The sequence below is a fragment of the Corynebacterium sp. 2571A genome (assembly GCF_055700935.1).
Genome location: NZ_JASTTE010000001.1, coordinates 637,674 through 659,822, shown reverse-complemented (window position 1 = coordinate 659,822; position 22,149 = coordinate 637,674). Strand labels below are relative to the sequence as shown.

Sequence of the window (22,149 nt, the reverse complement as noted above, 5' to 3'; positions counted from 1 at the left end):
AACTGACCTGCCCCACGCATTGCAATACCCTAGTGCGATTGCAGCAATATTACCGAACTTCCGCGGCGACCACCCGCCCTCACTCGGGGTGCACCGCCCCGCTGAGCAGCCGTGCCAGGGCCGGCCCGTCCGGCAGGTGGCGCGGTTCCAGCGTGTAGTTATCCGCCACGTAGTGGAAGGCCGCACGCACGCTGTGCGCCCCGGTCATCCGGCGCCAGGCCTCGGCGTAGACCGCCAGCTGGATCTGGGCGGCCTGCATATCCGCGCCCTGCGGCGGCCGGCCCGTCTTCCAGTCCACCACCAGCCAGCTGCCATCCGGGGCGCGGAAGACCGCGTCGATGCGCCCGCGCACCACCGCGCTACCGATGGTGACCTCGAACGGCGCCTCCACGTGCTCCGGGGTGCGGTTGGCCCATTCGCTGTCTAGGAACTTCTCCTTCAGCGTGACCAGGTCCGCGGCCGGCGCCGGCTCATCGATGCCGGGCAGCTCGTCCTCGCTCAGCAGCGCCTGGCCGCCGAAGCGCTCCTCCAGCCAGGCGTGGAAGGCGGTGCCGCGCTTGGCATAAGAATTCGGCTTGAACGGCACCGGGCGGCGCTGGCGGCGGGCGAACTGCACGGGATCCGCGCGCAGGGCCACCAGGTCCGAGGCGGTCAGCTCGCCCGGCAGGGCCACTTCCACCACGGGTGCTTGCAGCCCGCGGTATTCCTCGATGAGCGCGCTGGCTTCCGCCTCCCACTGGGCGAAGGCCTCGCCCTCGCTCAGCTCCGGTAGCTTCTCCATGGCCGCGGCCACCCGCCGCGCGCCGTCCCGGGCGCCCGGGCGCTGCGGCAGGACCGGGAAGCCGGCCTCCGGGGCCTGCTCGGCGTCGGTGTCTTCGAAGCCTTCGTCCCAGTGCACCACCGCGTCCGGGAACTTGTCCCGCAGCAGCTCCAGCTGCTCGTAGACGCCCTCCTCGCGCTTGCCGGTAAAGCTGCCGGTGACGGTCAGCGTGGATTCGCTGCGCGTCATGGCCACGTAGAATAGGCGCGCCGCCTCCTGGGCCAGGTGTTCCTTCTTCTCCTGCTTGTAGGCCTCGCAGCCCTTCTCGAAGTCGCTGCGGGTAGCCTCCTTCACCTCGCCCTTGGCGTTCGGCTCCGGCTCGACGACCTCGATGTAGTCGTCGTCGCCGGGCACGATGGCCGCCTGGGACAGGAAGGTCCCGCCGCGGGTCTGGTAGGAGTTGTTGTCCGCGCGCACCACGCACACGTGCTCCCACTCCAGGCCCTTGGCCTTGTGCGCGGTCAGGATCTGCACCCGGTTGTTGACCTTCGGCACCTCCCCCGGCTCCAACGCGTTCTCGTGCTCCTTGGCCAGCTCCAGGTAGTCCAGCAGCGCGCCGAGGCCGTCGACCGGCAGGGATTCCACCACGCCGGCGAAGGCGTCCAAGTGTGTGGCCCCGCCCGCCGTGCCGCGGGCCAGGACCTCGGTGCGCAGGTTGAACACCGCCTCGATGTCGGCGAAGAGATCACCCAGCGGCTTGGCCAGGCTATAGGTGCGCAGGTAGCGCAGCCGGGAGGACAGCTCCTCGATGCGGGCCAGCCCCTCCGGGGTGTAGCGCTCGCGCTCGCCCAGGTCCGCAACCGCGTCCGCCAGGCCCAGCACCTGCTCCGGGGCCTGGGCCGTGATATCGTCCAGCTCCGCGCGCAGCACCGCCTCCGGATCGCTGGGATTAAGCGGCTCCTCCGGCGCCTGGTCTGCTGGTTGCTCTGTGTGTTGGTCGGTGTGTTGTTCGGTGGTCTGGGCCGGGTCCTCCTCGCCGGGGTGGCGCAGGCGGCCGGCCAGGTTGGCCGCGCGCTTGCCCAGGGACTGGATGTCTTTGAGTCCGATGCCGCAGGCGGGCCCGGCCAGCACGCGCAGGGCCGCGGTGTTGTTCTGCGGCCGGATGAGCATGGTGGCCAGCGCCACCAGGTCCTGGACTTCCGGCTCGAAGAGCAGCCCGCCCAGGCCGGCGATTTCGTAGGGCACCCCGGCTTCTTCCAGGGCGCGGGCCACGGGTTGGGCCTGCTTGTTGGTGCGCACCAGCACCGCGGCGCTGAAGTCCCGCTCTTCTTCTTGGGCCGCCGCGTATTTCTCGCGCAGGTGCCCTGCCACGAACTCCATCTCGGCGTCCTCGTTGGCAAAAAAGCCCAGGGAAACCTCGCCTTCGCCGGCGTGATCGTGGGCGCGCAGCGGGTCCACCGGCCGCGGGCCGCCGGCGAAGACGCCGTCGGCCACGGCGTTGGCCATCTCCAGCACCTTGCGCGGGTTGCGCCAGGAGATGGTCAGCTGGTCCTTGTCCGCGGGCTCGCCGCCAACCTGCGGGAAGTCCGTGACGAACGCCGCGAGGTTCTCCGCGGTGGCCCCGCGCCAGCCGTAGATGGACTGCATGGGGTCGCCCACCGCCGTCACGGACAGGCCCGGGTGGGGCTCGCCGCCAAAGAGCGCGCGCAGCAGCACGCGCTGGGAGTGGGAGGTGTCCTGGTACTCGTCCAGCAGCACCACCCGGAAGCGGGAGCGCTGGGCCGCGCCGACCGCCGGGTGCGCGGCGGCCAGCTTCGCGGCAACGGCCATCTGTTCGCCAAAGGTGACCACGGCCTTGTCCCGCTGCGCTTGCTGCAGGGCCTCGACCAGCTCCAGGTAGTCCACGCGCACCTGCTGGGTGTCCAGGTAGCTCTGCAGTTTCTTGGAATACTCGCCCTTGGTGCGCGGGCCCTTGGGCAGGTCGTCGACCTCGGCGCGGAAGTCCTTGGCGTGCTGGCGGATATCGTCCGGGTCCGCCAGCACGTTATCCATGGCGGAGACCATCTTGACCAGCTGCTCCGTGACGGTGCCGACCTGGCTGGTGCTGGACAGGCGGCCGGTGTAGTTGGTGACCACCTCGTGGGCCAGGGCGAAGCGCTCGGCGTCGGTGATAATCCGCGCTCCCGGCTCCACCGGCACTAGCAGCCCGTACTCGCGGACCAGGTCTCCGGCGTAGGAGTCGTAGGTGGCCACTTTCGGCGCGATGGTCTCCAGGGCGTCGGCCACCGGCGAGCCTGGCGGGAACATGCCGGTCTCCCGCAGCAGCACCAGCGCCCGGCGGATGCGGTTTTCCAGCTGCAACGCGGCCTTCTTGGTAAACGTCAGCCCCAGGATCTCCTCGGGGCGGACCACCCCGTTGGCCACCAGGGAGACCACCCGGGAGGCCATGGTTTCCGTCTTGCCGGCGCCGGCGCCGGCGACCACCAGCTTCGGCCCCAGGGGGCTGTCGATGACCTGGGCCTGCTCCGGGCTGGGCGGGAATTTCTTGCCCAGCGACGCGGCCAGCACGTCCGGGCTCAGGTGGGGGTAATTAGCCTTCGACATCGGTGGTCATCCTTCCCTCCGGCTGCACCGGGCAAATGGGCTTAATCCGGCAGAACGTACAACTATCACTAAGGCGGGCGGTCACGGTCGGCCCGCGCTGCTCGGCCACCAGGTCGGGCAGCTGCGCGGCGAATTCCTCCAGGGCCTCTTCTCCCCAGGCGGTCTGGTAGCGGCCCGGCACCGACTTGTTCGACGAGGCCGGGTAGAACAGCACCCCGCCCTCGCGCGGCAGGCCGTTGCCGCTGGCGACCTTCACCCCACTGGGGTTGCGCGCGCTGGCGTCCTCGGTGACCACCTCGCCCTGGGACAGGGCCAGCTGGTAAGTGGCCAGCTGCGGGTTGTCCTCCGCGGCCTGGACCGAGGGCACGGAGCTGCCCGTCTTGAGATCCACCACGCGGTAGCCTTCGGCGGATTTGTCCAGGCGGTCGATGCGCCCGGAGATGCGCACGCCGTTGTCCAGCCGCACGTCGACGGGCACCTCGGTGCCCACGGCCGTGAAGTTCACGTTCGCCTCCGCGACCCAGCTCTGGGTGCGCTGCAAAAGCTCCGCGAAGGACTCCGCCTCCGAGGCGCGCTTCCAGGCCGGCGAGTTTTGGATGCTGCTAAAGGCCGCCAGCGACAGCTCGTGGGCCAGGGCGGGGCTCAGCCCCCGGCCGATGGCCTCCAGGAAGGCGTGCGCCAGGCTGCCGCGCAGCATGGCCATCTGGTTGTCGGGCTCTTCCTCCAGGTTGGACAGCACCGCGTGCAGCGGGCACTGCATGAGTGCTTCCACCTTGGACGGCGACAGTGCCGGCCGCGGGTCAAGCTCCGGGCTGCTGGCCACCTCGCGGGCGGCCCACCACTGCTGTGGCGCCGCACCCGGGACCCCGGCCGCGGCCAGCCGCGCCAGCTGCCGGGCGGCCTGCTCGCGGGCGGACTCGGTCTGCTCGGCGTCGCTGACCACCCGGCGCAGTGCCGCTACGAAGACGGGCACGGACAGCACCCAGACCTGCAGCGGATCCACCTCCGCCCCGCCGGCCTGCCCCGGCGCGCTCGGCGCCTGGGTTGTGGTGGGCAGGGCGCTGGGCACCGGCTGCGGGTGGGACTCGGCGGCCGGCTCTGGCACGGTCAGGCCCAGCTCCTTGGGCCACACGCTCGCGCGCAGGCGCCTGGTGGCCGCGCGGCGGGCGAACAGCGCCGGGAAGTTGATGGCCGGGGTCGCGAAATCCGCGATGAACCGGGAGGGCTCCTGGACCTGTTCGGCATCGGGGGCATCGATAGCCACGACCAGCAGGCGGGCGGTGTGCCGGGTGGTGGCCACGTGGAAGAGGCGGCGCTCCTCGTGCAGGCGCTCGCGCAGGTGGCTGACCGGCACGTCCGGGTCGATGCCCTCGTCGACCAGGTCGACCAGGTCCGCCTGGTCGAAGATGGTGCCGGTCTCCCCCAGCGACGGCCACTCGGTCTCCTGGGCGCCGACCACGACCACGGTGTCGAATTCGCGGCCCACCGCGCCGTGGGCGGTCAGGATGTTGACCGCCTGCGGGGTGGCGTTGCGCCTGTCGCGCACGCCGGTGGGTAGCTCCTGCTCCGTGATGTGGCGGACGAAGGTCTCCAGCCCCGCGCCTGGGTAGCGCTCCACGAAGTCGCCGGCGGCGTCGAAGAGCGCCATCATGGCATCCAGGTCCCGGTCCGCCTGGGAGCCGGTCGCGCCGCCGCGCAGGGCGGCCGCCTGCAGGCGCTCGGCCAGGCCCGTGGCGTTCCACATGGCCCACAGGATCTCCTCCACGCTGGCGCCGGCCTGGGCCTGCTGAACGCCCGCGCCCAGGACGCCGCGCACGCGCTCCAGCACGGCGACTTCCCGCTCGGTCAGCACATCGCCGAAGTCCGGCAGCGGGCCGGTGATGAGCTCCCGCAGGGTCTCCAGGCCGCGCTGGGCGGGATTCCAGCGCCGCAGGCCGCGGATGAGCCGGCGCAGGGTCACCGGGTCCGCGCCGCCGATGGGCCCGGTCATGAGCTCTTCCAGCTGCGCGGTGCGCAGGGGCTGGTAGACCGCCTCGAGGGCTTGGACCATGGCGGCGACGAGGCGCTGCTCGGCCAGCACCACGTCCGTGGGGTTGAGGTGCACGGGCACGCCGGCGGCCAATAGGCCCCGGCGCAGCGGGGTGATATCCGCGACCGAGCGCACGATGACGGCAATATCGCTCCACGCCACCCCGTCGCTTAGGTGGCGGCGGCGGATGGCGTCGGCCACGGAGGCCTGCAGCTGGGCCGCGGTGGACACGATGTCCAGGCAGGCCGGCTCCGGCTGCCGCTGCGAGGCGCCCAGGTCGATCCGGTGCTCGGCGTCCAGCTCGTCGAAAAAGCGGGTATTAGCGCCGCGGAAGGCGAAGACCGCTTGCTCCGGGTCGCCGCCCACCACGGCCAGTTTCGCCTGGGCGATGATAAGTTCCAGCAGCTCGCCGGAGGCCGGCGCCAAAAGCTGCGCGTCATCGACCACGATGGTGTGCCATTGGCCGAAATCCAGCTGCCCGGCGCGCAGGAGCACCTGGCTGACCAGCTCCGCGGCCGAGTAGGAATGCGCGCCGCTGAGCGCCATGACCTGTTCGTATTCCTCCAGGAAGTCCCCGGCAGCAGTCCACATGGGGCGGGAGTGTTCGCGGCCTTTCCGGCGCAGGGATTCCGGCGACTGGCCGCGCTCGATGGCGCGCAGCAAAAAGTCGCGCAGCTGCCGGGCAAAGCCCACCATGCCCAGCGCCGGGCGGACCTCTTCCGGCCAGCTAGCCCCGCCGGCGGCGGCGTGGCCTTCCAGCAGCTCGCGGATGACGGCGTCTTGTTCCGCGCCGGTGATAAGGCGCAGGTCTTCGTCGCTGGCCTGGCGCAGGAGCGAAAAGGCCAGCGAGTGCACCGAACGCACGAGCGCCGCCGAGGAGGCGTAGTCGCCCAGGTGCGCGGAGATTTCGCGCCGCAGCGCCGCCGCGGATTCCTTGGAGGAGCTGACCACCAGCACCCCGGCCGGGTCCGCCCCGGCGCGCAGCACGTTGAGGACGGTGTCCACCAGAAAGCTGCTCACCCCGGCCCCGGCCCGGCCGGTCACCTTCCATATCCCCCGCTCCGGCAGGGGGTGCGGCCACGCGCGGGTGCCTTCGGGCTCCTCACCGGCCACGAGGCGCACCTCGGGCGAGGGCGGGAGGACTACGCCGCTGCGGGCGGTGTCATGGGGGTCATAACGTCCTGTCATGCCCTAAAGTTTGGCACACACGCGGGACACGAGCATCTGCTCCACCCGCTGGATCTCCGAACGTACGTTCACGCGCGAATCCTCGTGCAGGGAGTTCACGTGGCGGCGGTAGGCCGCCGCGCGCAGTAGCAGCTGGCCCAGGCCCTCAAGGTGGTCGAAGCGGTCGCAGATGGCGTCGTCCACGGCGCGGTTAATCAGCCCGTCGACAATCACCAGGGCCGCCGTGTAGCCCTTCGGCCGGGGCGCGGCGGTGGGCACCACCTCCACGATGGCCGGCGGGTTGTGGCCGGAATACAGGGTGGTGGCCAGAAGGTCCGCGTGCCCGACCACGCGCGGCAGACCGGAAAGGTCCGCGTAGTACTCACTGGTTTCCTCCCAGGCCGCGCGCTCGGCCTGGGCGAAGACGTCCGTGCGGCTTTCCGCGGTGCCGGCGAAAGGCACCGAGTACTCCGCCAGCGCGGCCTCTAAGCGCCCGGCCAGCAGCGCCGTCTCGTCGACGCGCTTTTCTAGGTCCCCGGCCACGAACTGGGTGGCCTTCCAGCCGGCCACGGTGTAGCGCCCGTCCGTGGTCAGCAACGGGCGGGCCACCCGCGCCCCCGGCACGCTCAACTTTTCGCGCACCCGGGCCGACCAGGTGGCCGTGGCCGGGGCGACGGCGTAGACCACATCACCCACGCGCAGGCCGTTGTCCCAGGCATACCCCAGCTGCTCGGGCTGGCCCACGGCCGGCCGGCCGCTGCTGCGGAATGCGCTTAAGACATGCTCCGGAGGGTTAGAAATCACGTCCGGCTCCTTCACTCGGTTCGGTTTGGGGTTACGTCTCTAGTTGAGGTTTTGAGGTGTGTTTAGTCGTTGCGGGCTTTACCGTGGCCTGGGTCGTGGGGATCCTCCACGCCGGGGACCGGGTAGGGCCACGGGTTCGGCTCGCAGGTCACATCCTCGTCCGGGTAGACCTCGTCCGGGGCCTCGGCGTGCAGAGCCTTGTTGTTGAGCGAGATGGTCTGCTGCATCATCACCGGCGCCAGCTTGCCCTCGCCGCCGCAGGCCTGGTGTTCGGCGTAGCCGATGGCGTGGCCGAACTCGTGGTTGATGAGGTACTGGCGGTAGTTGCCCACATCGCCCTCGAAGGCGCGGGAGCCGCGCACCCAGCGCGACTCGTTGACCACCACGGTCGAGTCCCCGGTAATCGTGGTGTGGCAGGAGGTCTCCATGCCCAGCTGCGCGCCGCACAGCTCGGCGGTGGTCTCCAGGGAGGTCAGCCGGAAGCGGGTGTCCGGGTCCTCGTCGGCGCCCACGTGGACGAACTTGAAGGCCGGGTCGTTGGTCCAGCCGCGCGGGTCGGACAGGGTGGCGTCCACCATGCTGGCAAAGGCGGCGTCGCCGCCGTAGCTGGAGGTGTCGATGCCATTTTCAATCTCCACCGAGTAGCGCACGGTGCGCACCTCGCCCTGCCCCACCTCGAGCCCGGGCGTGCCGACCTCGCGGTAGGTGTCGTCCCCGGCGCGGGTGAACTCCCCGCCCGGCGGCAGCTGGTCGATAGCGCCTTGGACGTCGCCGGCGTCCGCCGGGTCCGGGCCTACGGCCGTGGCGTCGTGGCCGGCCGCTGCGCTGTCGTGCTCCTGGGCGCGCGGGGAGCCGGCCTCCTCAGCTGGGTCACCGGGGCCGGTGAAGATGTCAATGAGCACCCAGATGGTGATGATCGCCAGGACCGGGATGGCCACCACGCGCCACCAGCCGTAGTCCGCGGCGAAGCGCTGCACCGCCCCGCCGGCGCCCGTGCTGTTGTGCGCGGCGGAATGGCGGGCGTTTTCCGGCACGCCAGAATCCCCGGCCCAGCTGCGCTGGTCGTTCTCACCGCGCGGCTCGGCGCGGCGGTGGTGCCGGGGTTGTGGAAATTCCGAATTCTCCATGGCCCTTTAGGTTACCCGGTGCCTGCCGGCGCCCCGCAAGCGGGCGGCCGGGCCGAAGACCCCGGGCAGCGGTGGGAAAACTAGGCTCCGGCGAAGCCGACGGCGTGCGGCTTGACCGCGCCGATTTCGACGTAGACGACGCGGTCGGTGCGCACCAGGTACTTGCGGCCCTTCTCATCGGCCAGCTCCAGGGTGGAGTTGTCCGCGAGGGCGGAGTTGATGCGCTGGGTCAGCTCTTCCTGGGTGCCCTCCGCGTTGATGACCAATTCCCGGGCCGTGTCCGCGAAACCGAACTTGATATCCATGGGTGAAAAACCCGCCTTTCTGCGTCTTCATCGTCTCCGGCGCACCGCGGTGCGCCAATTCCTGCTGTTTGAGCGCAAAGCCAAACAATCTAATGGCCCCCACTATAACCGTGCCGGTTAGTATCGAGGTGTGTCTGACTCGCAAACGCCTTCCACCGTACCGCCGACCCCGACGTTTTCTCGCCTAGGTGTGGCCGCCGAGATCTGCGATGCCCTGGCCGCCCAGGGCATTACCCACACCTTCGCCATCCAGGAGCTCACCCTGCCGCTGGCGCTCAAGGGCGCCGACATCATCGGCCAGGCGCGCACCGGCATGGGCAAGACCTTGGGCTTCGGGGTTCCCCTGCTCGACCGGGTCTTCGACGACGCGGCCCTGCCGGAGTGCGACGGCACCCCGCACGCCCTCATCGTGGTGCCCACCCGCGAGCTGGCCCACCAGGTCGGCGACGACCTGCGGGCGGCGGCGGCCAACCTGCCGCTGCGCGTGGTCACGGTCTTCGGTGGGCGGCCCTATGCCGAGCAGATCTCCGAGCTGGAACGCGGCGCGGACGTCGTGGTCGGCACCCCGGGCCGTCTGCTGGACCTGCACGCCCAGCACCACCTGCGCTTGGACGCGGTGGCCATCCTGGTCCTAGATGAGGCCGACGAGATGCTGGACCTGGGCTTTTTGCCCGATATTGAGAAGCTCGCCGGCGCGGTGGCCGGCAGCCTGCAGCAGACGATGTTGTTCTCGGCCACCATGCCGGGTGCCATCTTGTCGCTGGCCCGCGGCTTCATGGACAAGCCGGTGCACATCCGCGCCGAGTCCGGCGAGGCCAACCAGACCCACGCCTCGACGAAGAAGATCTCCTTCCTGGCCCACCGCATGGACAAGCTGGCCGTGCTCTCCCGCGCGCTGCAGGCCCGCGGGCGGGGCCGGACCATCATCTTTACCCGCACCAAGCGCTCGGCCGCCCAGGTGGCCGAGGACCTGGCCCAGCGCGGCTTCGCCGTGGCCGCCGTGCACGGGGACATGGGCCAGGCCGCCCGCGAGCGCTCGCTGGAGGCCTTCCGCTCCGGCGCGGTCTCCACGCTGGTGGCCACGGACGTGGCCGCGCGCGGCATCGATATCGATGATGTCACCCACGTCATCAACTACCAGGTCCCGGACGATCCGCAGACCTTCGTCCACCGCATCGGCCGCACCGGGCGCGCCGGCGACACCGGCACGGCCATCACCCTGGTCGGCTACGACGAGCAGGCTAAGTGGGAGGCTATCGATGCCGAGCTGGACCTGGGCCAGCACGACCTGCCCACCTGGTTCAGCACCTCCCCGGAGCTGGCCGAGGTCCTGGGCTTCCCGGAAGACGCCGAGGAGTCGGTCGGCCCGGCCCGCGCCGTGGTGGGCGGGGACCGCAAGCGGCCCGGGCGCGAGCGCCGCTCCGGGCGCCCCCGCCGCCCCCGGACCGCGCCTCAAGCACGGGGCCGGAAGCGATGAGCCGCGCGGTGGTGCTGCGCGCTTCCCGCCGCGACTGGGTGCTCACCGCGGTCATCGCAGTAGTCTGCGTCGTCGCGGTGGTCGGCGCCTATTTCTCCGGCTCCCTAAGGGCCGCGGACCTGCACCCGGCCGACCAGCCGGTCCCGGAGGCCCCCGCCACGCTGGCGGAGATCCCCGCGCAGGTAACCCCGGCCTTCACGCTAGCCAACGGCGCCGCCCCGCAGACCTCGGCCGGGGTCCAACCCATCGCCACCAACGGGCTCATCATCGCCGCCGACGGGGACACCGTCCGCGCCGTCGATACCGAAGGCCAGGACTTCTGGTCCTATACCCGCACCGATGCCCCACTGTGCAGCCTGGCCACCGCCTGGGACAAGGTCGTGGCCACCTACCGCACCTCGGTCGGCTGCGGCGACACCGTGGCTATCGATGCCACCACGGGCCAGTACTCGGACACCCGCAGCGCGCTGAACTCGGAGGAGACCGTGCCGGTCAGCTCCAACGACCGGGTGGGCACCGCCTCAACCGACCGCGTCGAGCTGTGGCGCTCCGACATGGTGCGCACGGTGGAATACGGCGAGATCCCCGCCCCGCAGGAGGCCCACACGCAGCCGCACCCGGAGTGCACCATCAACTCCGCGCTGACCCGCACCGAGCTGCTGGTCGTCTCGGAGACCTGCCCGGACGCCGCCAACCGCGACTTCCTGCGCTTCCAGACCACGGAGCCGGAGGATTCCCGCACCCCGGACGTCAACGCCACCGCCGAGGTCGAGGCCGCCTCCGCCCGGCTGGTCGCCGTCGGCCAGTCCGCGGCCACCGTCTACGCGGAAGGTGACACCCCCGAGCTCATCTCCTTTAGCGACGACGGCACCGTCACGCACCGCCAGGCCGTCCCCTCCTCGCCGGCCGTGAGCAACTCCCCCACGCTGTTTCAGCCCGCCACCGCGGACCTGCCGCACCACATGACGTGGTTCGACGGCGCCCGCCTGTACCTCTTCAGCCCCAACGAGCTCAAGGTCACCCGCGTTTTCGACGGCGCGCTCGGCACCGGTGCGGCCATCGGCGACCGCCTGCTGGTGCCCACCGCAGACGGTATTGCCGTCTACGACTGGAAGACCGGCCAGACGGAGCGCACCGTGCCGGTCGACCGCGGCTCCTACCGCGGCCCGGTCCACCTGACCGTCGCCGGCAGCAACCTGGTCGAGGCCCGCGGCGGGCAGCTGGTGGCCCTGCAGGCCGCGCGGGCCTAGCTGCCTGGGCCTGCTCTGGCTACGCGGGCCTTGAGGCCCGCCCTAGAAGTTCTGCTGGAACCATTCCTGCGAGATGGGGTTGACCATCAGCAGGTAGATGCCCGCCAGGGCGGATACCAGCGTGGCGATGCCGAGGGCGATGGCCCCGCCGGAGAACATCTGGAAGGAGCTGGCGGCCAGGATGAACTGCACCAGCAGCACCGCGCCGCGCCCCCACCGGCGGCCGCGCGTCATGGCGATAGCGCCCACGATGACGAAGCCGAAGACGATGAAGATGAAGATCGCGGTGCCCAGGCCCAGGTAGTCGGTCGCGGCGGTCTCGGAGACCAGCGACGGGTTTTCCGGGTGGGTGGCTTCGTGCACGATCAAAAAGATGCCGAAGATGATGACGGCGATGGACTGGACGATGCCGATCCCGGCCCCCAGGCGGACCGTCGCTGGGGCGCCCAGCCCACCGGCGCGGCCGGCCGAGTTGCCAGCGGCGGAAGCAGCGGATGTCGATTTCTTAGAGCTCACGGCGCTTAGTCTACGTTTTCCCGCCCGCGCGCCTCCACTCGCCATAGCCTCCGAAGCTTAAAGGCGGGTTTAGCCGCCGTAATGTTAAACGCATTGTCTAGGGCACTGATAGGGCACTGAGCGGGCGCCCGATCCACCGCGCTCGGGTGTGGTCCGCCGGTCCGGATTTGACCTAGGCATACCTTAGGCATTTAGCAGACAAAAACTGTCCGCGCAGGCCAGCGCGCTATTAGTACCTGTCAGCTGCCTGAAATTCGGCGAAAGCTCCCCAAGCCACCGACATATAATTCGGTGATGTTGGCCACAATTTAGCCTTTAACCCTAGCGAAGTCTTTGTAAACGTGTCATTATCTTCAGGTAGCAAAAAAGACGAGCTGCTTAACCAGCTCCAAACTCTGCACCAACGCAGAGTGAACGCCAGGTAAACCATGGCGGCAAGCGGAGGCCTGACCTCGAGACCAGACACCCCGCGTTGCAGACCGGCCCTGGCACGCAAACCCCATGACATTAGGGCTTGGCTCTGATTTTCGGTGCGCCATTTGTGGTGGCTCCCGAATTCGGCTCCAGGCACCGGTGTTAAACGCTGTCGAAAATTTGTTAGGAGATATCAATCATGGATTGGCGCCACGAAGCAATTTGCCGCGACGAGGACCCCGAGCTGTTCTTCCCGGTCGGTAACTCCGGCCCCGCCCTCACCCAGATCGCCAAGGCCAAGCTGGTCTGCAACCGCTGCCCCGTTTCCTCCCAGTGCCTGAAGTGGGCCCTGGAGTCCGGCCAGGACGCCGGCGTGTGGGGCGGCCTGTCCGAGGAGGAGCGCCGCGCCCTGAAGCGCCGCCGCAACCGCGGCCGCGGACGCGCTCGCGTCTCCGCCTAAGGTAGGGCAATTTCGCCCCCGGCGTTGCCTGCCGCTACAGTTATTACCAGTTCATCTAACCGCTCTCTGCAAAGGAGTACCACCATGAGCAAGCGTGGCCGTAAGCGTAAGGATCGCCGGAAGAAGTCCGCTAACCGCGGCAAGCGTCCTAACGCATAATCACAGCTAAAAACACCGAGCCCGCCGCAGCGGGGATAACGCCTCACAGCGTAAGCCCCCGCCGCGGCGGGCTTGTTGTGTCTTGGCCTCCCCGGCCGTGTTTACCGGGACCCGGAGAAGAGCCGGCGCGGGGAGGCTGTGTTATTTACTGGTAGCGGATGGAGCGGATCTGGACGGTGATCCGCTGCCGCAAGGTCTCCGGGGCGTGGGTGGCTTTGTCGCAGGTGCGCACCAGGCGGCGCACGATCTGCTCGGTCTCCAGGCGCTCCATGCACACGTTGCACTCGGCTATGCGCGCCTCGACGGCCGCGCGCTGCTGCGGGCTCAGCGACTCGTCCAGCAGCCGGCACAGCAGCGCCTCTATCTCCTGCGAAGAACAGTCACAAGCCCCGCGGTGGTTGCAGTTGCTCACTTGTCTGCCTCCATATCTGGGTGGTTGAGCCCAATGCCTTGCTCACGTGCTACATCCTTCAACGCTTTTCGCAGTAGTTTTCTTCCCCGGTGCAGCCGCGACATGACCGTACCTAAGGGGATATCCATCACTTCCGCGACTTCCTTGTAGGCCAGCCCCACCACATCGGAGTAGTAGACCACCATGCGGTAGTCCTCCGGCAGGTCGTTCATCGCCTCCGAAATCGTCGTGTCCGGCATGGCCTTGAGCGCGGCGACCTCCGCGGACTCCAGGCCCGTCGAGTCGTGTCCGGAGGTCGTGTACAGCTGGAAATCGGTCAGCTCGTCCGCCGAGGACTGCGTGGGGCGGCGCTGCGCCTTGCGATAAGAGTTGATGTACGTGTTGGTCATGATCCGGTACAGCCACGCCTTCAGGTTGGTGCCCTGCTTGAAGGAATCGAAGTTCTTATACGCCTTCAGATAGGTCTCCTGGATCAGGTCCTCGGCGTCCTGCGGGTTGCGCGTCATGCGCATCGCTCCCCCGTAGAGCTGGTCCAGAAGCGGCATGGCCTGTTCCTCGAACGAGGCGGCCCGGTCTTTCGCCATTAACGTACTCCTTTAAATGAGCTTTCTGCCCCAACCATCCTAGGCCCCGGCGCCTTGGGGCAGAAGTTCCGGGTAATCGTTGCGGATATTGCCCACCTCCTTCGCCGCCTGGTCCACCTGCCACCCGGTCACCGGGCTGGGGTGCAAAAGCTCGGCGGCCTCCTCCGGGGTGCCCTCCACCCACTGGCGGATCTCGCCGGCGGCCAAAAAGCGCGGCAGGCGGTCGTGCAGCCAGGCCATCTCCTCGGTGGCCGCGGTGGTCACGATGGTTGCCGAGAGCTGGTCCAGCCCCGTGGCCCACAGGCCGGCCGCCCACATCATCTGGCCGTCACCCAGCCGCACGTAGTAGGGCTTCTTGCCGGTGCCGTCGTCGTGCCACTCGTAGTAGCCGTCCATGGGGATGAGGCAGCGCCCGGAGCCGGCCCGGCCGGCGAACGCGTCCCGGAACGACGGCTTCTTCTGCACCGTCTCCGCGCGGGCGTTAAACAGCGGCGGGCCGTCTAAGTCCTTCTTCCAGTGCGGCAGCAGCGCCCAGCGCCCCGGATCCACCTGCGCGTAGGCGGCCTGGATGCGCACCACGGGCACCTTCTGGGTCGGCGCGATGTTGTACCGCGGCCCGGGCAGGCCCGCGGGCGCGGAAACTTCTGCGATTCCCTCCAGCGCACCGACGGAATCGAGCAACGACTCGCTGAACAAGACAAAACGACCACACATGAACCTCTATTATGGCCTATATGGCAGATTTTTGGTTAGCCCCGCATCCCACCGGCCCCCTGCGCTGGGAGCAGCGCGTCCCCGGGTCCAAGTCCATGACCAACCGGGCCCTGGTCCTGGCCGCGCTTGCCGATGCCCCCTCCGTCATCACCCAAGCACTCATCGCCCGCGACACCGAGCTCATGATCGCCGCCCTGCGCGAGCTCGGCGCCGCAATCGAAGTCCAGGACGCCACCACCGGCCCGGAGATCCACGTGACCCCGGGCCAGCTGCGCGGCGGGCACATCGACTGCGGCCTGGCCGGCACCCTGATGCGCTTCTTGCCGCCGGTGGCGGCCCTGGCCGGCGAGCCGGTCGCCTTCGACGGCGACGACCAGGCCCGCGTGCGCCCCATGAGCGCCATCCTGGGCGCCCTGCGCGACCTGGGCGTGACGGTCGACGCCGAAGGCGACAGTCTGCCGTTTAGCATCTCCGCCTCTAACACCCCACGCGGCGGCGAGGTCACCATCGACGCCTCCCAGTCCTCCCAGTTCGTCTCCGGCCTCCTGCTGGCCGCCCCGCGCTTTAACAACGGCATCACCGTCCACCACGTCGGCGGCGCCATCCCCTCCCGCCCGCACATCGAGATGACCCTGGCCATGCTGCGCGAGGCCGGCGTGACCGTCGACGAGGACGGGGACACCTGGACCGTGCACCCCGGCCCCATCAACGGCCGCGAGTGGAGCATCGAGCCGGATCTGTCCAACGCCACCCCGTTCCTGGCCGCCGCGGCAGTGGCCGGCGGGCGCGTGACCGTGCGCGACTGGCCGGCCGTGACCACCCAGGCCGGGGATCTCATCCGCGACGTGCTCTTCCGCATGTCCGTCACCGTCGAGCAGGCCCACGGGCAGGTCACCGTCGTGGGCTCTCCAGGCGCCCGCCTGCGCGGCATCGACTACGACATGTCCGCCCTCGGCGAGCTGACCCCCACCGTGGCCGCGCTCTGCGCGCTGGCCGAAAGCCCCTCCCGGCTAACCGGCATCGCCCACCTACGCGGCCACGAGACCGACCGGCTCAGCGCCCTGGCCACGGAGCTCAACGGCCTGGGCGGCAACGTCCGCGAGCTGCCCGACGGGCTGGAAATCACCCCGGCGCCCCTGCACGCGGGCCGCTGGCACACCTACGCCGACCACCGCATGGCCACCGCCGGGGCCATCCTGGGCCTGGCCGTCGAGGGCATCGAGGTCGAGGACATCGCAACCACCGCGAAGACCCTCCCCGGCTTCGCCGAGCTCTGGGAGACCATGGTCTCCGAAGGCAGCGCGCATGCCTAGGCGCCACTACGACGAGTCCGACGTCCACGTCCGCCCCGGCAAGGGCTCGCGGCCGCGCACCAAGGACCGCCCCAAGCACAAGGACGCCAAGTTCGGCATGGTCATCACCAAGGACCGCGGCCGCTGGGGCGTGGCCCTCGACGACGGCCCCGTGGTCACCTGCATGCGCGCCCGCGAGCTGGGCCGCACCGCCATCGAGGTCGGCGACCGCGTCGGCGTCGTGGGGGACACCTCGGGCCGCAAGGACACGCTCGCGCGCATAGTCAAGCTCGCCGAGCGCAGCTCCGTGCTGCGCCGCACCGCCGACGACACCGATCCCTACGAGCGGATCGTCGTGGCCAACGCCGACCAGATGCTGATTGTGACTGCGGTGGCCGATCCGCCGCCGCGCTCCGGCTTCGTCGAGCGCGCCCTCGTGGCCGCCTTCGTGGGCAATGTCCACCCCATCCTGTGCCTGACCAAGACGGACCTGGCCGACCCGGCCCCCTTCGCCGCGGAATTCGCCGACCTGGACATCAGCGTGGTCTACGCCGGTCTCGACGACGGCCTGGAGCAGGTCAGCAACGCGATCTCCGGGCACATCACCGCGCTCATCGGGCACTCCGGGGTGGGCAAGTCCACGCTGGTCAACCGGCTGGTCCCGGACGCGGACCGGGAGACCGGCGAGGTCTCCGCGGTGGGCAAGGGCCGGCACACCTCCACCCAGTCCGTCGCGCTGCCGCTGCCCGGCGATAACGGCTGGATCATCGACACCCCCGGCATCCGCTCCTTCGGGCTCGCGCACGTCGATGCCGACACCGTCTTAGGCGTCTTCGAAGATCTCGCCGCGGCCGCCGAGTCCTGCCCGCGCGGGTGCACGCACGCCGGTCCCCCGGCCGATCCCGAGTGCGGGCTCGACGATCCCGCGCTCATCCCCCCGGACTCGGCCTCGGCCCGGCGCGCGGCCGCGGTGCGCAAGCTGCTGGCCGCGCTGCGCACCAACGTCGACTGGGAAAACTAACCCAGCCCTAGCCGCTGCCCCCCTAGAGCAGTTCCACCAGGAAGGGCAGCTCGCTCGGGTCGTAGAAGGCCATGAAGTTGTCGAGGGCGTCGCCGACGGCCAGCTCCGCGTCCTCGTCGCCCAGGTCCGCGGTGTCGATGACCTCGATGGCCTTGGCGGTCGCGGCCTCGGACTCTTCGATGTCGACGTGGATGGCGGCCAGCTGCTCGGTGGTCACCAGCGCCGGCTCCAGCTTCACCACGGGCTCGCCCATCTCCGGCTGCGGGGTGACCGCCTCGGCGGGCACGTCCACGGAGATGACCACGCGCCGGTGCGGGAAGTGCTCCTCGTCGCCGATGGCTAGCAGCCGCAGCGACGCCATGGAGGCCTCCAGGAAGGCCGAGTAGGCGATCTCTTCCTCGTCGCCGGCGGTGTAGAACTCACGCAGGGCGTCGGTGACCATAAAGCCCCAGCCCGAGCGGGCGTGCAGCTGGCCGGTCTCCTTCAGCTCCGTGAGCATGGCAAAGGTGGCCGGCAGGTAGACGCGACAATCAGTCATCTTAGAACTCGCCCTCGATGTCGAAGACGGCCTGGATCTCAATGCTGGTGCGGTCGAAGACCGTGTACAGCATGCCCAGCAGGCCGAACTCCACCGACGCCTTGACGTTGACGATGTTGTCGTCCACGAAGACGCAGTCGTTGACCGGCAGGTCCAGGGCGTCGGCCGCCGCCTGGAAGGCCGCGAGCTCCGGCTTTTCCGCCCCGATCTCGCCGGAGAGCATGACCGCGTCCACGATGCCGCGGTACTCCCACTCCCGGATTGCCTCGGCGCCGGGGCCGCCCGGGTCGTTGGACAAGATGGCCGTCGCCACGCCCTGGGCCTTGGCTGCGGCCAGGAGGTTGCGCCAGCGCTTCACGTCTTCGTCGGTGCCGTCGAGCACGCCGACGTAGTCCACAATCAAACCACGCATGAGTTCTCTTTCTTCTCGCTTCGGGTTTTTTCCCTCTAACCCCGCAAATTATAGCGAAGAGGCAGTGCGCGCGCCCCCACCCCTTTCAGCAAGCTCACAGCTTCCGCGCCTCGGCCTGCGCACCGGCCCCGCGCGTGTCAGAATACGGCCTATGTATGCCCCCATTCCCGGATTCGCCCACCTGCAGCTGTACGTGCCGGCCGACCCGATTTCCTACGACCGGCAGCCCACGCCGATGGACGAGGAGGTCAAGGAGCGCGCCCAGACGCTTATCCGCCAGGTCATCGAGACCGCCGCCGGCCGCCGCCCGCTCAGCCACGTGCGCTCCGAGCGCTTCCCGCCGCGGCTGGCCAACCACTTATCCGCCTGGCTGCGCACGCGCGGGTTCAGCCTGCCGGCGCGCCACGATCTGGTCGCCGTGCACGCGCACGCCAACGGGGAGTTCTACGGCACCGCCACCATCGGCGTCACGCAGCACGCGTTCACCGGTTCCTACGAGCAGCACCGGCTCGTGTCCTTCCGGCTGCTCTAGCCTAGAACGAGCCCAAAAACATCAGGACCTGCGTCCAGTCCACGGAAGACCACGCGGCTGCCGATGCCCCCACCGCCGCCAGGATCCCACCCAGCGCGGCGCCGATGCCCCACACGGGCACCCCGGCGTCGGCATCGCTAGCAGCGCTGCCAGCGGCGCCGTGGTCGTTTTCGGTACCGTACGCGTCCGGCGCGGCGGCGTTGTCGGCCGCTCGCCCTACGGCACCGCCATCTGCCCGGCCTGCCTGGCCGGCTTGGCCCTGTTCTGCCTCGACGCGATCGAGCCACTCGCCTACCGTTTCCTGCCCGCCGCTTAGTGCGGTGCGGGATTCGTAGCTATCGGCGCGGTAGTTTTCCGTCGGCGCGGCGCTCGCCCCCGTCGGCGCGCCCAGCAACGCTGCGGTCACCAAGGCCGACAGGGAAGCCAGACGGCTTCGGCGGCGCGGCGTTCGCATAAAAACTCCAGTCGATTAGTAGGTACTTATCAAGGACTTAAGCCTACCTCAAGCCGGCCGGCGACGCAGAATTTCCGTGCTCCGCGCGGCGGCGGGACCAGAACACGAGGCCGACGACCACGCCCAAGCCGACCACCAGACCGGTGTTGAGCGCCATGAGGCCGACCGGCCACATGCCGGTCGAGTCGCTGAGCCCCGCCTGCACGGACCAGGCGAAGCCAAACCCCAGCGTCGGACCGGTCACCGCGCCCAGCGCGCCGGCGCCGGTGCGGGGAACGCGCCAAGCCACCGCGGCGGTCAGCGCCACCACGGCGATGGCTGCCACGGCAATTTGCCACACGGCATAGTGGGTGTGGTTGCCCCAACCCAGGCTCAGCAGCCAGGCGCCGACGCCCCCGACGAAGCCGGCAGCGACCCCCTGACCGGCGCGGGCCCGCCGGACAGAAAAAATGGCGGCAGCTACCAACAGGACGCTAAACAGCGCCCAGGTCACGGTGACTGCCACCATGGGAAACCTGCTTTCCTAGCGGGGTCTAGACCGCTTTAGGCCTCGGAAGTCGAGCCGGACTCGGCGTTTTCCTCCTCGGTCGCGAACTGCTTGCGCAGCAGGAAGAGCTGGCGGACGGTCTCTTCCTTGATGCCTTCATTCATGGCCCGGAACATGTCGCCGCCCTCCTTCTGGTACTCGACCAGCGGGTCGCGCTGCGCCATCGCCCGCAGGCCGATGCCCTCCTTCAGGTAGTCCATCTCGTAGAGGTGCTCGCGCCACTTCTGGTCGATAATCGGCAGGATGACCATGCGCTCGGTGTTGCGCATCTGCTTCTCGCCGCCGATGGCCGAGATCTTCTCCTCCAGCTCGTCGTACTGGTGCTGGGCGTCGTCGGTCAGGGCGTCGCGCAGCTGTTCCGCGCTCAGCTCGCCCGGCGATCCGTACTCGGAGCCTTCCACCAGCTCCTTGGCAGACACCGACGGGCCGTAGAGGGAGTCCAGGGCCTGCCAGAGCTTGTCCAGGTCCCAGTCCTCGACGTAGCCGGCGGCGGTGGCGGCGGCCACGTAGTCCGAGACCGTGTCATCAATCATGGAGCGGATGTTGTCCTTGATGTCGCCGGCGTCCAGGATCTTGTAGCGCTCGCCGTAGACGACCTTGCGCTGCTCGTTGAGCACCTCGTCGTACTTCAGGACGTTCTTGCGCATTTCGAAGTTCTGGTTTTCCACCTGGGCCTGCGCGCCCTTGATGGAGTTGGAGACCATCTTGGCCTCGATCGGGACATCGTCCGGCACGTTCAGCCGGTTCATCATGTTCTCCATGGACTGGCCCACAAACCGCACCATGAGCTCGTCGCGCATGGACAGGTAGAAGCGGGTCTCGCCCGGATCGCCCTGGCGGCCGGTGCGGCCACGCAGCTGGTTATCGATACGGCGCGACTCGTGGCGCTCGGTACCGACCACGTAGAGGCCGCCGGCCTCGCGCACCTCGTCGCCCAGGCGCTTAGAGCGTTCCTTCTCCTCCTCGATGTGGTTGTCCCAGGCTTCCTGGTACTTTTCCTCATCCTCGAAGGGATCCAGGCCCTGCTCGCGCAGCTTCATGTCCAGGATGACCTCGGGGTTACCGCCCAGCACGATGTCGGTACCGCGGCCGGCCATGTTGGTGGCGACGGTGACCTGGCCCGGGCGGCCGGCGCGGGCGATGATGTTGCCCTCTTCCTCGTGGTGCTTGGCGTTGAGCACGGTGTGCTGGATGCCGCGCTTGTCCAGCAGCTGCGACAGGTACTCGGAGCGCTCCACGGAGGTGGTGCCCACCAGCACCGGCTGCTTGTTCTGCACATGCTCGGCGATGTCGTCGACCACCGCGGCGAACTTGGCCTCCTGCGTCTTGTAGATGCGGTCGGAGTGGTCCTTGCGCTGGTTCGGCTTGTTGGTCGGGATCGGCACCACGTCGAGGCCGTAGATGGAGTGCAGCTCGGCGGCCTCGGTCTCGGCGGTACCGGTCATGCCGGAGATCTTGTCGTAGAGGCGGAAGTAGTTCTGCAGCGTGACCGTGGCCAGCGTCTGGTTCTCGTTTTTGATCTCGACGTTTTCCTTGGCCTCGATGGCCTGGTGCATGCCCTCGTTGTAGCGGCGGCCCGCCAGCACGCGGCCGGTGAACGAGTCGACGATCATGACCTCACCGTTGCGCACGATGTAGTCCTTGTCGCGCGTGAACAGCTCCTTGGCCTTCAGCGCGTTGTTGAGGTAGGACACCAGCTGCGAGTGTTCCGGGGCGTACAGGTTATCGATGCCCAGCTGGTCCTCGACGTATTCCACGCCCTCTTCCAGCACGCCGACGGTGCGCTTTTTGTGGTCGACCTCGTAGTGGATGCCCTCGCGCATGCGCGGGGCCAGCTGCGCGAAGACCCCGTAGAACTGGGAGGAACCGTCTACCGGGCCGGAGATGATGAGCGGGGTGCGGGCCTCGTCGATGAGGATGGAGTCCACCTCGTCCACGATGCAGAAGTTGTGCCCGCGCTGGACGATGTCGTTCAGGCTGCGCACCATGTTGTCGCGCAGGTAGTCAAAGCCCAGCTCGTTGTTGGTGCCGTAGGTGATGTCGCAGGCGTAGGCCTCCTTGCGCGCCGGCGGGCGCATCTCGGACAGGATGACGCCCACGGACAGGCCCAGCCAGCGGTGGACACGGCCCATCATCTCCGCGTCGCGCTTGGCCAGGTAGTCGTTGACCGTGACGATGTGCACGCCCTTGCCGTCCAGGGCGTTGAGGTAGGCCGGCAGCAGCGAGGTCAGGGTCTTGCCCTCACCGGTTTTCATCTCGGCGACGTTGCCGAAGTGCAGGGCCGCGCCGCCCATCAGCTGGACGCGGAAGTGCTTCTGCTGGAGCACGCGCCAGGCCGCCTCGCGGACGGTGGCGAAGGCCTCCAGCAGGATGTCGTTGAGTTCCTCGCCATCGGCGAGGCGCTGCTTGAATTCGTCGGTCTTGGCCTTGAGCGCGTCGTCGCTGAGGGCGGCGTACTCATCCTCCAGGGCAATGACACGGTCGGCCATCTTTTCCAGACGCTTGACGGTGCGCCCTTCGCCGGCACGCAGCAGCTTCGAAAGTCCTAACACGTAGTAGTTTCCTTCTTTG

The 22,149-nt window shown here is 68.9% G+C and carries 21 protein-coding genes; 7 read left to right on the top strand and 14 right to left on the bottom strand.

All coding sequences use genetic code 11. The annotated features are described in order from the left end of the window. Positions 1 to 79: 79 nt before the first annotated feature. From QQS53_RS03105 to QQS53_RS03085, 5 genes are all read right to left on the bottom strand, one after another. Positions 80 to 3,364: an ATP-dependent helicase gene (locus QQS53_RS03105; RefSeq protein WP_472774457.1), complete on the bottom strand. Its 3,285-nt coding sequence runs from the start codon at positions 3,362 to 3,364 to the stop codon at positions 80 to 82. Next, the gene (locus tag QQS53_RS03100; RefSeq protein WP_472774456.1) at positions 3,351 to 6,581 is read right to left on the bottom strand and encodes a PD-(D/E)XK nuclease family protein; all 3,231 of its coding nucleotides are present in this window, start codon (positions 6,579 to 6,581) and stop codon (positions 3,351 to 3,353) included. The genes QQS53_RS03105 and QQS53_RS03100 overlap by 14 nt, the downstream gene beginning before the upstream one ends. Before the next feature lie 3 nt (positions 6,582 to 6,584). Continuing rightward, positions 6,585 to 7,361 carry a TIGR02569 family protein gene (locus tag QQS53_RS03095; protein ID WP_472774517.1) on the bottom strand — a complete coding sequence of 259 codons (777 nt, stop codon included), beginning with the start codon at positions 7,359 to 7,361 and terminating at the stop codon, positions 6,585 to 6,587. A gap of 65 nt (positions 7,362 to 7,426) precedes the next feature. Next, positions 7,427 to 8,491: a DUF3152 domain-containing protein gene (locus QQS53_RS03090; protein WP_472774455.1), complete on the bottom strand. Its 1,065-nt coding sequence runs from the start codon at positions 8,489 to 8,491 to the stop codon at positions 7,427 to 7,429. 80 nt (positions 8,492 to 8,571) lie between these two features. Continuing rightward, positions 8,572 to 8,796 (bottom strand): DUF3107 domain-containing protein, encoded by a 225-nt coding sequence (locus QQS53_RS03085; RefSeq protein ID WP_472774454.1) that lies wholly within the window; start codon positions 8,794 to 8,796, stop codon positions 8,572 to 8,574. 130 nt (positions 8,797 to 8,926) lie between these two features. Between QQS53_RS03085 and QQS53_RS03080 the strand changes: the two genes are divergently transcribed. Then, positions 8,927 to 10,273, top strand: a complete 1,347-nt coding sequence (locus QQS53_RS03080; RefSeq protein ID WP_472774453.1) for a DEAD/DEAH box helicase — start codon at positions 8,927 to 8,929, stop codon at positions 10,271 to 10,273. After that, positions 10,270 to 11,523: an Rv3212 family protein gene (locus QQS53_RS03075; protein ID WP_472774452.1), complete on the top strand. Its 1,254-nt coding sequence runs from the start codon at positions 10,270 to 10,272 to the stop codon at positions 11,521 to 11,523. The genes QQS53_RS03080 and QQS53_RS03075 overlap by 4 nt, the downstream gene beginning before the upstream one ends. A gap of 42 nt (positions 11,524 to 11,565) precedes the next feature. On the opposite strand, the gene QQS53_RS03070 is transcribed toward QQS53_RS03075, so the two are convergent. After that, a complete protein-coding gene (locus tag QQS53_RS03070; RefSeq protein ID WP_472774451.1) occupies positions 11,566 to 12,039 on the bottom strand; it encodes a hypothetical protein in 474 nt (157 codons plus the stop codon). Between the two features lie 613 nt (positions 12,040 to 12,652). Here QQS53_RS03070 and QQS53_RS03065 point away from each other — a divergent pair. Together QQS53_RS03065 and QQS53_RS03060 are read left to right on the top strand one after the other, a co-directional pair. Further along, positions 12,653 to 12,913 carry a WhiB family transcriptional regulator gene (locus QQS53_RS03065; protein ID WP_070769720.1) on the top strand — a complete coding sequence of 87 codons (261 nt, stop codon included), beginning with the start codon at positions 12,653 to 12,655 and terminating at the stop codon, positions 12,911 to 12,913. Between the two features lie 84 nt (positions 12,914 to 12,997). Next, positions 12,998 to 13,072 carry a 50S ribosomal protein bL37 gene (locus QQS53_RS03060; protein WP_100227335.1) on the top strand — a complete coding sequence of 25 codons (75 nt, stop codon included), beginning with the start codon at positions 12,998 to 13,000 and terminating at the stop codon, positions 13,070 to 13,072. A 145-nt stretch (positions 13,073 to 13,217) separates the two neighbouring features. On the opposite strand, the gene QQS53_RS03055 is transcribed toward QQS53_RS03060, so the two are convergent. The 3 genes from QQS53_RS03055 to QQS53_RS03045 are packed head-to-tail and all read right to left on the bottom strand — an operon-like array spanning position 13,218 to position 14,782. After that, entirely contained in the window at positions 13,218 to 13,484 is a 267-nt protein-coding gene (locus tag QQS53_RS03055) for an anti-sigma factor (RefSeq protein ID WP_472773664.1), read from the bottom strand. Continuing rightward, the gene (locus QQS53_RS03050) at positions 13,481 to 14,068 is read right to left on the bottom strand and encodes a sigma-70 family RNA polymerase sigma factor (protein ID WP_472774450.1); all 588 of its coding nucleotides are present in this window, start codon (positions 14,066 to 14,068) and stop codon (positions 13,481 to 13,483) included. Before QQS53_RS03050 ends, QQS53_RS03055 begins: the two co-directional genes overlap by 4 nt. Positions 14,069 to 14,107: 39 nt before the next feature. Next, positions 14,108 to 14,782: an SOS response-associated peptidase gene (locus QQS53_RS03045; protein WP_472774449.1), complete on the bottom strand. Its 675-nt coding sequence runs from the start codon at positions 14,780 to 14,782 to the stop codon at positions 14,108 to 14,110. Positions 14,783 to 14,802: 20 nt separating this feature from the next. On the opposite strand from QQS53_RS03045, the gene aroA reads away from it, so the two are divergent. Together aroA and rsgA are read left to right on the top strand one after the other, a co-directional pair. Then, complete coding sequence (aroA, locus tag QQS53_RS03040) at positions 14,803 to 16,095, top strand: 3-phosphoshikimate 1-carboxyvinyltransferase (RefSeq protein ID WP_472774448.1); 1,293 nt, start codon at positions 14,803 to 14,805, stop codon at positions 16,093 to 16,095. Further along, positions 16,088 to 17,095 (top strand): ribosome small subunit-dependent GTPase A, encoded by a 1,008-nt coding sequence (gene rsgA, locus QQS53_RS03035; RefSeq protein ID WP_472774447.1) that lies wholly within the window; start codon positions 16,088 to 16,090, stop codon positions 17,093 to 17,095. The genes aroA and rsgA overlap by 8 nt, the downstream gene beginning before the upstream one ends. A gap of 22 nt (positions 17,096 to 17,117) precedes the next feature. On the opposite strand, the gene QQS53_RS03030 is transcribed toward rsgA, so the two are convergent. Then, positions 17,118 to 17,633 carry a DUF6912 family protein gene (locus tag QQS53_RS03030; protein WP_472774446.1) on the bottom strand — a complete coding sequence of 172 codons (516 nt, stop codon included), beginning with the start codon at positions 17,631 to 17,633 and terminating at the stop codon, positions 17,118 to 17,120. 1 nt (position 17,634) lies between these two features. Further along, positions 17,635 to 18,045 (bottom strand): HAD-IA family hydrolase, encoded by a 411-nt coding sequence (locus QQS53_RS03025; RefSeq protein ID WP_070769713.1) that lies wholly within the window; start codon positions 18,043 to 18,045, stop codon positions 17,635 to 17,637. Positions 18,046 to 18,196: 151 nt separating this feature from the next. Between QQS53_RS03025 and QQS53_RS03020 the strand changes: the two genes are divergently transcribed. Further along, a complete protein-coding gene (locus QQS53_RS03020; RefSeq protein ID WP_070769712.1) occupies positions 18,197 to 18,577 on the top strand; it encodes a hypothetical protein in 381 nt (126 codons plus the stop codon). Between the two features lies 1 nt (position 18,578). On the opposite strand, the gene QQS53_RS03015 is transcribed toward QQS53_RS03020, so the two are convergent. From QQS53_RS03015 to secA, 3 genes are read right to left on the bottom strand one after another with little or no spacing between them, the layout of a single operon-like run. After that, positions 18,579 to 19,031 (bottom strand): hypothetical protein, encoded by a 453-nt coding sequence (locus QQS53_RS03015; protein ID WP_472774445.1) that lies wholly within the window; start codon positions 19,029 to 19,031, stop codon positions 18,579 to 18,581. Between the two features lie 43 nt (positions 19,032 to 19,074). Continuing rightward, entirely contained in the window at positions 19,075 to 19,539 is a 465-nt protein-coding gene (locus QQS53_RS03010) for a hypothetical protein (protein ID WP_472774444.1), read from the bottom strand. Between the two features lie 35 nt (positions 19,540 to 19,574). Then, positions 19,575 to 22,130, bottom strand: coding sequence for a preprotein translocase subunit SecA (gene secA, locus QQS53_RS03005; protein ID WP_472774443.1), 2,556 nt, complete (start codon positions 22,128 to 22,130; stop codon positions 19,575 to 19,577). Positions 22,131 to 22,149 lie beyond the last annotated feature (19 nt).

What these genes read in the sequence shown, in the direction of transcription:
- QQS53_RS03105 (WP_472774457.1), bottom strand. Translation starts at nt 3,364, where the DNA reads ATGTCGAAGGCTAATTACCCCCACCTGAGCCCGGACGTGCTGGCCGCG.
- QQS53_RS03085 (WP_472774454.1), bottom strand. Translation starts at nt 8,796, where the DNA reads ATGGATATCAAGTTCGGTTTCGCGGACACGGCCCGGGAATTGGTCATC.
- QQS53_RS03065 (WP_070769720.1), top strand. Translation starts at nt 12,653, where the DNA reads ATGGATTGGCGCCACGAAGCAATTTGCCGCGACGAGGACCCCGAGCTG.
- QQS53_RS03090 (WP_472774455.1), bottom strand. Translation starts at nt 8,491, where the DNA reads ATGGAGAATTCGGAATTTCCACAACCCCGGCACCACCGCCGCGCCGAG.
- QQS53_RS03075 (WP_472774452.1), top strand. Translation starts at nt 10,270, where the DNA reads ATGAGCCGCGCGGTGGTGCTGCGCGCTTCCCGCCGCGACTGGGTGCTC.
- QQS53_RS03025 (WP_070769713.1), bottom strand. Translation starts at nt 18,045, where the DNA reads ATGCGTGGTTTGATTGTGGACTACGTCGGCGTGCTCGACGGCACCGAC.
- QQS53_RS03010 (WP_472774444.1), bottom strand. Translation starts at nt 19,539, where the DNA reads ATGGTGGCAGTCACCGTGACCTGGGCGCTGTTTAGCGTCCTGTTGGTA.
- QQS53_RS03100 (WP_472774456.1), bottom strand. Translation starts at nt 6,581, where the DNA reads ATGACAGGACGTTATGACCCCCATGACACCGCCCGCAGCGGCGTAGTC.
- QQS53_RS03045 (WP_472774449.1), bottom strand. Translation starts at nt 14,782, where the DNA reads ATGTGTGGTCGTTTTGTCTTGTTCAGCGAGTCGTTGCTCGATTCCGTC.
- QQS53_RS03030 (WP_472774446.1), bottom strand. Translation starts at nt 17,633, where the DNA reads ATGACTGATTGTCGCGTCTACCTGCCGGCCACCTTTGCCATGCTCACG.
- QQS53_RS03015 (WP_472774445.1), bottom strand. Translation starts at nt 19,031, where the DNA reads ATGCGAACGCCGCGCCGCCGAAGCCGTCTGGCTTCCCTGTCGGCCTTG.
- rsgA (WP_472774447.1), top strand. Translation starts at nt 16,088, where the DNA reads ATGCCTAGGCGCCACTACGACGAGTCCGACGTCCACGTCCGCCCCGGC.
- QQS53_RS03020 (WP_070769712.1), top strand. Translation starts at nt 18,197, where the DNA reads ATGTATGCCCCCATTCCCGGATTCGCCCACCTGCAGCTGTACGTGCCG.
- aroA (WP_472774448.1), top strand. Translation starts at nt 14,803, where the DNA reads ATGGCAGATTTTTGGTTAGCCCCGCATCCCACCGGCCCCCTGCGCTGG.
- QQS53_RS03050 (WP_472774450.1), bottom strand. Translation starts at nt 14,068, where the DNA reads ATGGCGAAAGACCGGGCCGCCTCGTTCGAGGAACAGGCCATGCCGCTT.